The sequence below is a fragment of the Liquorilactobacillus sucicola DSM 21376 = JCM 15457 genome (genome assembly GCF_000612445.1).
Lineage (GTDB): Bacteria > Bacillota > Bacilli > Lactobacillales > Lactobacillaceae > Liquorilactobacillus > Liquorilactobacillus sucicola.
On record NZ_BALC01000008.1, the window covers coordinates 83123 to 94305 of the forward strand.

Annotated in this window: 7 protein-coding genes and 3 pseudogenes; all 10 read left to right on the forward strand. The window is 39.2% G+C overall.

Translation table 11 applies throughout. From position 1 onward, the window contains the following. Positions 1-21: 21 nt before the first annotated feature. The 10 genes and pseudogenes from JCM15457_RS12740 to lysS all read left to right on the forward strand — a co-directional run bounded on the left by JCM15457_RS12740 (position 22) and on the right by lysS (position 10754). A pseudogene (locus JCM15457_RS12740) lies at positions 22-1562 on the forward strand (putative polysaccharide biosynthesis protein). 9 nt (positions 1563-1571) lie between these two features. Then, the gene (locus JCM15457_RS10675; RefSeq protein WP_034989852.1) at positions 1572-1841 is read left to right on the forward strand and encodes an RNA-binding S4 domain-containing protein; all 270 of its coding nucleotides are present in this window, start codon (positions 1572-1574) and stop codon (positions 1839-1841) included. Positions 1842-1927: 86 nt separating this feature from the next. After that, positions 1928-2329: an FtsB family cell division protein gene (locus tag JCM15457_RS10680; protein ID WP_034989854.1), complete on the forward strand. Its 402-nt coding sequence runs from the start codon at positions 1928-1930 to the stop codon at positions 2327-2329. Positions 2330-2420: 91 nt separating this feature from the next. Then, positions 2421-2921: a S1 domain-containing RNA-binding protein gene (locus tag JCM15457_RS10685; protein ID WP_034989856.1), complete on the forward strand. Its 501-nt coding sequence runs from the start codon at positions 2421-2423 to the stop codon at positions 2919-2921. An 80-nt stretch (positions 2922-3001) separates the two neighbouring features. Further along, the gene (tilS, locus tag JCM15457_RS10690; protein ID WP_034989859.1) at positions 3002-4366 is read left to right on the forward strand and encodes a tRNA lysidine(34) synthetase TilS; all 1365 of its coding nucleotides are present in this window, start codon (positions 3002-3004) and stop codon (positions 4364-4366) included. Positions 4367-4369: 3 nt separating this feature from the next. Continuing rightward, on the forward strand, positions 4370-4912 hold the full coding sequence (gene hpt / locus JCM15457_RS10695) for a hypoxanthine phosphoribosyltransferase (protein ID WP_034989861.1): 543 nt from the start codon (positions 4370-4372) through the stop codon (positions 4910-4912). Positions 4913-5005: 93 nt separating this feature from the next. Then, a pseudogene (ftsH, locus tag JCM15457_RS10700) lies at positions 5006-7071 on the forward strand (ATP-dependent zinc metalloprotease FtsH). A 147-nt stretch (positions 7072-7218) separates the two neighbouring features. Next, the gene (gene hslO, locus JCM15457_RS10705; protein ID WP_034989863.1) at positions 7219-8103 is read left to right on the forward strand and encodes an Hsp33 family molecular chaperone HslO; all 885 of its coding nucleotides are present in this window, start codon (positions 7219-7221) and stop codon (positions 8101-8103) included. 71 nt (positions 8104-8174) lie between these two features. Further along, a pseudogene (dusB, locus tag JCM15457_RS10710) lies at positions 8175-9193 on the forward strand (tRNA dihydrouridine synthase DusB). 64 nt (positions 9194-9257) lie between these two features. Next, positions 9258-10754, forward strand: coding sequence for a lysine--tRNA ligase (lysS, locus tag JCM15457_RS10715; RefSeq protein WP_034989865.1), 1497 nt, complete (start codon positions 9258-9260; stop codon positions 10752-10754). The last annotated feature ends 429 nt before the right edge of the window (positions 10755-11183 follow it).

An 11183-nucleotide genomic window follows, 5' to 3' on the forward strand; every position in this document is an offset into this window, starting at 1 on the left:
AATAGACAAATCAATACGATGATGAAGGGAACGGCTATTTTAACCGTGGCATCAGTGATAGCGAAAATACTGAGTGCCTTCTACCGAATACCATTTGAAAATCTAGTGGGAAACACTGGTTTTTATATTTATCAGCAAGTTTATCCGATATATGGGATAGGAATGACTTTTGCACTCACAGGTTCCCAATGTATATTTCAAAACTTGTAGCACAACAGGAGAAACAGGTGGAGAAAGATAAAATTACTTGTGAGTTATTCTATCTTTTGTTGTTATTAGGTGCAGCTATTTTTTTGTTTTTGCAAGTAGGAGCTGGATGGATCAGTCGTGCAATGGGTGATGCACAACTGAAGGCGTTAATTAAAAGTGTGGCCTGGATGTATCTTTTGATGCCATTTCTTGCAGTGGGCAGAGGTTACTATCAAGGTGTTTTCAACATGATACCTACTGCTTTGTCACAGTTAGTGGAGCAAATTATCAGGGTAGCAGTAATCATCATTGCGGCGGTGTTAGCCGTTAATCTGAAGTGGTCACTTTACCGCATGGGGACTTGGGCTATGTTGGGATCAACTTGCGGAGCACTTGCAGCAGGTTCTTTTTTCATTTCATTTTATTTTAAGTTACTACAAAACAAACTCGGCATTTCGTGGAGTGAATTAAAAAGGATAGGCATTCAGTTGTTTTCGCAAGGGCTGACAATTTGCTTATTTACAGCAACGATGGTTCTTTTGCAGTTGGTAGATTCATTTACTGTCAAGGAGGCACTGCAGTATGCAGGATATAGCTCAGCAGAGGCTAAGGAGTTGAAGGGAATCTATGATCGAGCCCAACCTTTGATTCAGATGGGATTAGTCATATCGGTCAGTTTTTCAACGGCTCTGCTGCCGCTTTTGACAAAGAAGTTTATGCAAAATAAATTGCATCAGTTCAAACTAATAGCTAAAATGATAATCAGAGTTTGTCTTGGAATTTCAAGTGCGGCGAGTGTTGGATTGATTGTTCTGATGCCGGCAATAAATACGTCTTTATTCGGTAACAGATCAGGCAGTGCTGCATTAGCAGTTTCTATGATGGCAATTATATTTGCAACCCTATTGACAATGTACAATTCATTTTTGCAAAGCTTAGATCAGTACTGGCAGACTTTTTTGGCGTTAATAGTCATCGTATTACTCAAAAGCTTACTCAATTCTTTTTTTGTACAGCATTTAGGAATTATGGGAGCTAGTGTAACGACTGTGCTTAGTCTGGCTGTGGGGTGCTTTTTCTTAAAGAGGACATTGCCGCAATTGGGGGATCATCTGCTGGGGAAAGATCATTTTTTGCTTAAATTAGTAGCATGTATTTTGATAATGGTGTTGGCTGTTTTGAGCTGTACTACGTTCTTAGAAGGATATACTTATGCGGGACGAGCGGGCAATATTTTGGAAACCGGTATTGGCATTATTACCGGAGGAATGGCTTTTATTATCTCAGCTAATATATTGAAACTCTTCACATTACAGGAATGGGCAAGTATTCCAGGGGGAACGAAGATTTTTAAATTATTCAAAAAGAAATGAGGCAGAAAGATGCGAATAGATAAATTTTTGAAAATTTCACGAATTGTAAAACGAAGAACTGTAGCCAAACAAATAACCGACAAGGGGCGAATAAAAATTAATGGAAAAGTTGCAAAGTCATCTGCTAATGTGGCTCAAGGAGATGTGGTGACGATTGGTTTCGGAAACAAAACTCTAAAAATAAAAGTTAATGAAATTAAAGAAACAGTCAAAAAGGATGAAGCGGAACAAATGTACGATGTATTGGCTGAAGACTATAAGGAAAAATTTAACAATTAAAAAACGAGTAAATTATTAGACGCGGTTTCTAAGCATCTGCTATAATCATCTTGGTAGTGGTGTCAAGCGGAATGGAGGGAAAGATAATGGCTGGTGAACATAAGATAAGAGTCCTTAATAATGACTTCTTTAAATTACGTAGGCAGCAGGAACGACAGCAAGATCGTAAAGCACGTGTCAAGCGCGTTCATCGCAGACGTTTGATAGCCATTGTCTTAATTACGTCTGCTATAGCCGTCATCCTTGGATATCAAATAATTAATGCTAGGCTAATGGCCCACTCTTTGAACAGCCAAACGCAGACGGCTAAGGAAAAGTTAAACAATGTCATTACTGAGCAAAAAAACTTGAAGAAAAAAGTCAAACGTTTGAATGAACAGGATTATCTCGAAAAAATGATTAGAGAAAAGTATTACTATTCGAAGGAAGGGGAGACGATTTATAGTTTTCCGAATGATAAGTCGGATGGGATTGTTGATGGAAAGTAGAAAGTTAAGTGGGATGTTAACATATCTGTTGCATACCCTTCCTCACATGGTATACTAAAGTGTATACAAAATAAGGAGGAGCAACTTTTTTATGTCGATTGAAGTAGGTGCTAAAGTCACTGGTAAGGTTTCTGGAATTACAAGTTTTGGTGCGTTCGTTGATTTGGGTGAGAGAAAGAATGGTTTAGTGCATATAAGTGAAATATCGGATAGCTATGTGAAAGATATTCATGATGTGCTGAGCGTGGGCGATGAAGTTACAGTTAAGGTACTTTCTATTGCCGAAGACGGGAAGATCAGTCTTTCGATTCGCAAAGCAACAGATTCTGCGCAAAGTAACACGCATGATTTGGGCAAAAACGAACACAATCATCAAAACAGCAATAAGCAGCACTCACATTATAGCGGGACAGGTGTAAAAACTCACAATCACAATAACCAACGCAGTCAAACTTATAAAAAGTCCGAACCTAAGCCAAAAGATTTTGACTCCTTATTGGCAGGTTTCCTCAAAGAAAGCGAAGCACGCTTAACTTCGCTCAAACGCAACACAGAAGGTAAACGTGGCGGTCGTGGTGGTCGTCGCAGCTAAAAATATTGAGAACGTTCGATTGTTGCCTCTTAAACTGTAAGAGGGGACAATCGTTTTTTAATGGAATAGGCGGAACGAAGATGAATATGACGCAAGCGTTTGAAAAGCAATGGACGCGGCTGGACTTGGGGGAAAAAGTTTTAGTGGCTGTATCGACGGGAGTTGACTCAATGTCACTTGTTGATTTGATATTGAATTTACCTCAAGATAAGAAACCGCAGATTTTTATAGCATATATCGATCATCAGCTGAGAGAACAAAGTAAGACGGAAACAAAATTTATCCAAGCCTTTTGCAAGGAGCATTCTTTGCCACTATTTATTGGAAAATGGCAGTTTGAAGATCATCCGCTAAGTGGAGTTGAGGCTGCTGCGAGAGCGTTTAGGTACTCATTTTTTAAGAAAATAATGAAAGAAGAAAATATTACGGAGTTGCTGACAGCACATCATGCCGATGATCAGGCAGAAACTTTTTTGATGAAACTGATTCGTGGCGGGGAATTAAAGCAACTAATAGGAATCAAAGAACAACGTTGTTGGGGAGATAGTGGGCGAATTTCTCGACCATTGCTAAAATGGTCTAAAAGAAGTATTCGTGACTATGCGACTAGACGTGGCTTACGTTATTTTGAAGATCATACAAATCAAGGTGACGATTTTTTACGTAATAGGTTGCGACACCAAGTAATTCCTAAATTAAAAAATGAAAATAATCGTTTTCTGGAACATATTAGCGAGTATGAAAAACAGCTCGGACAGTTGACTGATGCACTTGAGGAGGCTGGACAGGAAAAACTGATGCTTCTTAAAGAAGGTTCAAATGGCTATTCAACGAAACGTTGGAATGATCTTAGCAGTAATTGGCAGAACATAACCTTGAGAATGATTATTCGGACAATGCGCCAATCATACTCGAAACAGCAGCTGCTGCAAATTGCTTCTTTGCTCAGAAATATTGCCAAACCACAGGGGTCCGTTGCACTTGGTGGCGGGTTGATTTTTATCAAGCAATATGACAGATTCTTTTTAGAGAAGCACGGTAGTACTTCATACATTCGCCAAAAAGAAGAAGCTTTACTGAGAGTGGATGAGTGGCAAAAATTGTCTGATGGCTCAAAAATTGGTGTTTTTCTGCATAATAGTCCAAAATTGAAGGAAAATGATGCGTTCTTTTTCTTCTCTGATGCGTCTTATCTGCCGTTGAAAGTTAGGCATCGTTGTCAGGGCGATGTTCTTAAAACAAAAGTGGGACATCAAAAAATAAAGAAAATAATGATTGACATGAAAATGACTAATGAAGAGAGAAAAAGGGCTTGGCTTGTACTAACTAATACAGGTAAAGTTATGTGGCTAGCAGGAATAAAAAAATCTGATTTGTCAGAGCGTCAATCAAATGATAAAATTCAATACATGATAATTTTTAGGAAAAGATGGGGATGTGGTTAGGATATGAACAGCGATATTAAAGAGGTTCTTTATACTAGAGAGGATATAAAAAATATTGCCGAAAAAATTGGCTCTCAATTGACAAAGGACTACGCAGGAAAAAATCCCTTGGTAATTTGTGTGTTGAAAGGTGCATTTTTGTTCATGGCTGATGTCGTACGTGAAATTAAGACGTATGCAGAAATTGATTTCATGGATGTTTCAAGTTATGGGGATGGTACAGAGTCTACTGGTGAGATTAAGATCATTAAGGATTTGGATGTTCCGGTCGAGGGACGAAATATTCTAATTGTTGAAGATATTATAGATACGGGTAGGACTCTGAACTGTCTAGTCGCCCTTTTTGAGCACAGAAAAGTCGCTTCCGTCAAAATATGTACTTTACTGGATAAGCCGGATCGACGTGAAAAAACGGTTAAACCGGATTATGTTGGGTTTAAGGTCCCCAATGAATTTGTTGTTGGCTATGGCTTGGATTATCAAGGGTTCTATCGTAACCTGCCATATGTAGGGATTTTGAAACCCGAGATTTACAAGAATAATTAATAGTCAATAAAAGTCAAGTATGATATGATTTACTCGATAATGGGATTTATTAATAACAATTAAGCTATGCGTATGTAGTCAAGGAGGAAACGTATGAACAATAAAAAGAATGGACTCTTTAAAAATAGTCTGTTTTATATTGTGATTTTCCTTGGGATAATGGGAATGTTGTATTACTTTTTTGGTGGTAAAACAAATTCACAATCTCAACAAATCCAATCTAGTCAGTTTGTTACAGAGTTGAGAAAAAATAACGTCAAGGATTTCACGATGCAGCCTTCAGGTAGTACCTACAAAATAACAGGTACATATAAAGAGGCACGGAAGGCTAAAGAATCCACTGGCCTAGGCGGTTTGACCAGCAGTAGTAACAAGGTGACATCTTTCTCAACTAATGTGCTGACGAACGATGTTGCAGTTAAACAGATTCAAGATTATTCGCAAAAGAATAATGTAAAGGTAGGTACGAAAGAAGAAGAGTCAAGCAGTTTGTGGCTGCAATTGCTTATCTACCTCTTGCCAGTAGTCTTCTTCATCTTTTTCTTTTACATGATGATGGGTCAAGCTGGACAAGGCGGTGGAAACGGCCGAGTAATGAATTTTGGAAAATCCAAAGCCAAGCCTGTAGATAAAAAAGCAAATAAGGTTCGTTTCTCAGATGTTGCTGGGGCAGAGGAAGAGAAGCAAGAACTAGTCGAAGTTGTCGAGTTTTTGCGCGATCCGCACAAATTCCTGTCATTGGGTGCCAGAATTCCTTCTGGTGTTCTTCTAGAGGGTCCTCCAGGAACAGGTAAGACATTACTTGCTAAAGCAGTTGCAGGTGAAGCGGGAGTACCTTTCTTTTCAATTTCTGGTTCGGATTTTGTTGAAATGTTTGTTGGTGTCGGTGCAAGTCGTGTTCGTGATTTATTTGAAAATGCGAAGAAAAATGCACCTTCGATTATCTTTATTGATGAAATTGATGCTGTGGGTCGTCAACGTGGTGCCGGTATGGGTGGCGGACACGACGAACGTGAGCAAACCTTGAACCAATTGTTAGTTGAAATGGATGGTTTTGCAGGTGACGAAGGTGTTATTGTCATGGCTGCAACAAATAGGTCTGATGTTTTGGATCCAGCTTTGCTTCGTCCAGGACGATTTGACCGTAAGATTCTTGTTGGACGTCCTGATGTTAAGGGTCGAGAAGCAATTTTGAAAGTACACGCTAAGAATAAACCATTAGCAAACGATGTAGATTTGAAAATGGTTGCTAAACAGACTCCAGGTTTTGTTGGTGCTGATTTAGAGAACTTGCTGAACGAAGCAGCATTGTTGGCTGCGCGCCGTAACAAGAAACAAATTGATGCATCTGATATTGACGAGGCGGAGGACCGAGTTATTGCAGGGCCCGCGAAGAGAGATAGAGTTATCAGCAAGAAAGAACGTCAAACAGTTGCGTATCATGAAGCTGGACATACTATCGTAGGACTCATATTGAATGATGCCCGGGTTGTCCATAAAGTAACAATCGTTCCACGAGGACGTGCTGGCGGTTATGCGATTATGTTGCCTAAAGAAGATCAAATGCTGTTATCTAAGCATGATTTGAAAGAACAAATTGCTGGTTTGATGGGTGGTCGTGCTGCTGAGGAAATTATTTATGGCGAACAATCGTCGGGGGCGTCAAATGACTTCCAGCAAGCTACACAGTTGGCGCGTGCGATGGTCACAGAGTATGGGATGAGTTCGAAACTTGGACCTGTGCAGTACGAAGGGCAAAGCAATATGTTTGCCGGTGGTGGAATGGCCGGACAGCCAAATTATTCTGGTCAGACTGCAACATGATCGATGAAGAAGTTAAGAATTTAGCTGATGAGGGAATGAAAGAAGCTAAAAGAATTATTGAAGAACATCGTGAGCAGCATCGAATTATCGCTGAAGCGTTGTTGGAGTATGAGACCTTAGATGAGAAGCAGATTTTGAGCCTTTTCGAAACAGGTAAGATGCCTGCCAAAAAGGGTGAGGAGTTCCCTAGTGAAAAAGCGGCTACTTTTGAGGAGTCAAAAGAGGCTCTTGAACGTAAGGAAGCTGCGAAGAAGAAACAGACAGAGAAATCGTCTGATGATAAGAATGAAAATGATTCAGATACTGTTACGTTTTATCCTAAAGATAAAGGGTAGCAGGGGCTGATCTGCTCAGTTGATTGTGAATGATAAATAGAATAAGTAAGCGGAATGAAACGGTTGCAAAATTGTTTTGTCCCGCTTCTTATTTGTTAGAAAAGTATTTGGTACAGTTAAATAATTAAAAGCTTATTTGGAGGAAAAATGAAAGATTATCTGGTAAAGAGTTTGGCTTATGAGGGACAATTGAGGATATATGCAGTTGAATCTGGTCAAGCTGTAAGGGAAGCACAAAGAATTCATAACACTTGGAGTGCGGCTACGGCTGCTTTAGGGCGAGCAATAGCGGCAACTGCTATGTTGAGTGCAGCTTCATTGAAAGATTCAGAAAAAATGACTGTCAAAATAATGGGGGACGGACCGGCGGGAGCTATTGTAGTTGATGGAAATGCTCAGGGAACGGTTAAGGGGTACATTCAAAATCCACATGTTCATTTTCCATTAAATGGTAAAAAGAAAATTGATGTCCGAGATGCAATCGGCTCAAAGGGATTTTTAGCTGTAACGAAGGATCTGGGGTTAAAAGCACCATTTACGGGACAAGTTCCGTTAGTTTCTGGTGAGTTAGGAGAGGATTTTACTTACTATCTCGCAAAATCTGAACAAATTCCATCGGCTGTTGGCTTAGCGGTTACGATGGACGAGCACGACATTATAGAAATGGCTGGTGGCTTTTTAGTTCAGGTCATGCCACAAGCAAAAGAAGATGTTATTTCAAAAATGGAGACTAAACTAGCTTCTTTCCCCTCTATTTCTGGAATGATGGCTCAGAAAAGGACACCGGAAGAGATTATTTATGAATTATGCGGCAGGGATAACGTCAATATTTTAGAGAGGTTGCCTATCTCTTATCACTGTGACTGTTCCAAAAAGCGATTTGCTCGTTCGCTTGCAAGCATAGCACCCAAAGATTTGAAAGAAATGATTGAAAAAGATCACGGTGCTGAAGCAACTTGTCGCTTTTGCGGGGAAAAATATCATTTTGACGAAAATGAACTTAAGGATTTATATGCACGAGCAATTGGCTAAAGTTTAGCTTTTTTTTAATATGTGTTATCATTGCAAAAGAAATTTTAACGAATAATAATGAGGTGTAAAAGATGGAATGGAAAATAGGTGACATTACGATTCCTAATCAAGTTGTAGTCGCACCAATGGCTGGAGTAACGAATATTGCTTTTCGAATGATCTGCAAAGAATTTGGTGCGGGATTAGTTGTTTGTGAGATGATTTCAGACAGAGGAATTCAATTTAGAAATAAGAAAACATTGGGAATGCTGAAGTTTGATCCAAGCGAACACCCTGTAAGTGTTCAGATTTTTGGCGGGAATAAAGAAACATTAGTTGAAGCTGCACGTTTCATAGAAGAAACTACGGATGTCGATATTATTGATATCAATATGGGATGCCCTGTTCCCAAGGTTACAAAAGCAGAAGCCGGTGCGCGCTGGTTGCTTGATCCAGACAAGGTATATGAGATGGTACACGCGGTAGTTGATGCATGCAATAAGCCAGTTACGGTTAAGATGAGAACAGGCTGGGATGAAGATCATATTTTTGCGGTTGAGAACGCTTGGCAGCACAAGAAGCTGGAGCGGCAGCATTAGCGATGCATGGAAGAACAAGAAAACAATTGTACACAGGTCATGCAGACTGGGGTATTTTGAAAGAAGTCGCAGATCATCTAACGAAAATACCTTTCATTGGAAACGGTGATGTAAGGACACCTGAAGACGCTAAAAAGATGCTTGAAGATGTCGGCGCTGATGCAGTTATGATTGGACGTGCAGCCTTAGGAAATCCTTGGATCGTAAAGCAAACAGCAGAATACTTGGCTGGAGAAGAAGTCGTACCAGAACCAACTGCTGAACAGAAGATTCAGGTTGCAAAAGAGCACTTGCATCGGTTAGTATCACTGAAGGGTGAATTCATTGGTCCAAAAGAGTTCAGAAGTCAAGCAGCGTACTATTTGAAAGGCATTCCGCGTTCTGCGCGAGCAAAAGCTGCCTTAAATGCGGCTGCTACTGAGAAGGAAATGAATACAATTTTTGATGATTTTTTAACTGATTTGCTTGAACGTGCAGAAAGAAAGCGCCAGCGCAACTTGCAATTAAAATAGATTTGCTTTTTATGTGCTAAATTGGCAATATAGTAAGAGAAAAGATTTTTTTGGAGGGATTAGTTTGGCAAAGGAACAGAATTTGAATGATCAGCTTCGCGTACGTCGGCAGAAGATGCAAGAGTTGAAGGAAAAGGGCATAGATCCTTTCGGACATCGTTTCGAACGAACTGCTATGTCAAAAGAATTGCATGATAAATATGACAATGAGTCAAAGGAAGAGCTTGAAAGTAAAGAAGTAAAAGAAACTATTGCGGGTAGAATGGTTGCAAAAAGAGGCAAGGGCAAGGTTGGTTTTGCAGATGTTCAAGATCGTGATGGCAGAATTCAAGTTTATGTACGTAAAGATGTCATCGGAGAAGAAAAATACTATATTTTTAAACGCTCTGATATAGGTGATCATTTAGGATTTACTGGAGAAGTTATAAAAACTGATATGGGAGAATTGACTCTCAGAGTAACAGATATAACTTTTCTTTCTAAAGCCTTGCGTCCATTACCAGATAAGTTTCATGGTCTCCAAAATGTTGAACAGATTTATCGCCAGCGCTATTTAGACTTGATATCAAACAGGGAAAGTTATGATCGGTTTACCAAACGGAGTCGAATAATAACTGCAATTAGGAAGTATTTGGATGGACAACGCTTCATGGAAGTTGAAACACCAGTACTGCACAATCAAGCTGGTGGAGCATCTGCACGGCCTTTCAAAACACACCACAATGCACTTGATATCACATTATATTTGCGAATTGCTCTTGAATTGCACTTGAAACGTCTAATAGTTGGCGGAATGGAACGTGTGTATGAAATTGGACGAGTCTTTCGGAATGAGGGAATTGATACTAAACATAATCCTGAGTTTACAATGCTTGAATCATATGCAGCTTATTTCGACTTCAAAGATGTAATGGACGAAACAGAAGGTATTTTCAAAGCAGCCGCTGCGGTTGTAACCGATGATGGTATTGTTACATATCAAGGAAGTAAAGTTGACTTTAACAAACCTTTTCAACGGTTGCACATGGTGGACGCAATAAAAAATGAAACAGGCGTTGATTTTTGGAAAGAAATGACTATTGAAGAAGCAAGAAAAATTGCTGATGAAAACGATGTCCATTATGAAAGCTATTGGAAAGTTGGACATATTATCAATGAATTCTTTGAAAAGTTTTGTGAAAATAAAATTGTGGATCCAACCTTTGTTTACGGACATCCAGTAGAAGTGTCACCGTTGGCAAAGAAAAATGCTGATGATCCACGCTTTACTGATCGTTTTGAAATGTTTATCTTGGGAAGCGAGTTTGCTAATGCATTTACGGAATTAAATGATCCGCTTGATCAAAAATCACGTTTTGAAGCACAAGTGAAGGAACGTGAAGCTGGAAATGACGAAGCTGAAGGTATTGATGAGGATTATGTGGAGGCATTGGAATATGGTATGCCTCCAACAGGTGGTTTAGGTGTTGGTATCGATCGATTAGTAATGCTGATGACCGATGCTCCATCAATTCGCGATGTACTTTTATTCCCAACTCTTCGTCCAGAGGACAACAGATAATGTCATATTGAGCGGTATGAGCTAAAACAAAGGATCAAGTCAAAGGTTATATGTGGCTTGATCCTTTGTTTTAATTTATTATCAGCGTTAACTTGTTTCAAGGGTGAGCTCTTTTCGTAGTTTCTGCTCAATAGTCAAGGAGTAACGGATAGATGAAAATTAGTTTTTATAATTACCACTTCAATAAAAGACAATATTGCTTTATATTGAGATCAGTTAACTGAATTTAATTTAGCAATGCAATAAGCGAAGCAAAATTTTCTTGGAAATATTTGAAATTTATAGTTGCTATTTCTGATAGACATGGTATACTTTAAAAGTTGGCTGTTGAGATACGTTAGCTTCTAGCAAAAAATAAAAGCTTGCATTTCTGGTTGATAGCTGATATAATTTTAAGTGCTTCTGAAATTTGTAGATCTTTGAAAACTG

Coding starts and splice junctions, on each gene's coding strand:
- JCM15457_RS10675 (WP_034989852.1), top strand. CDS start 1,572: ATGCGAATAGATAAATTTTTGAAAATTTCACGAATTGTAAAACGAAGA.
- JCM15457_RS10680 (WP_034989854.1), top strand. CDS start 1,928: ATGGCTGGTGAACATAAGATAAGAGTCCTTAATAATGACTTCTTTAAA.
- JCM15457_RS10685 (WP_034989856.1), top strand. CDS start 2,421: ATGTCGATTGAAGTAGGTGCTAAAGTCACTGGTAAGGTTTCTGGAATT.
- tilS (WP_034989859.1), top strand. CDS start 3,002: ATGAATATGACGCAAGCGTTTGAAAAGCAATGGACGCGGCTGGACTTG.
- hpt (WP_034989861.1), top strand. CDS start 4,370: ATGAACAGCGATATTAAAGAGGTTCTTTATACTAGAGAGGATATAAAA.
- hslO (WP_034989863.1), top strand. CDS start 7,219: ATGAAAGATTATCTGGTAAAGAGTTTGGCTTATGAGGGACAATTGAGG.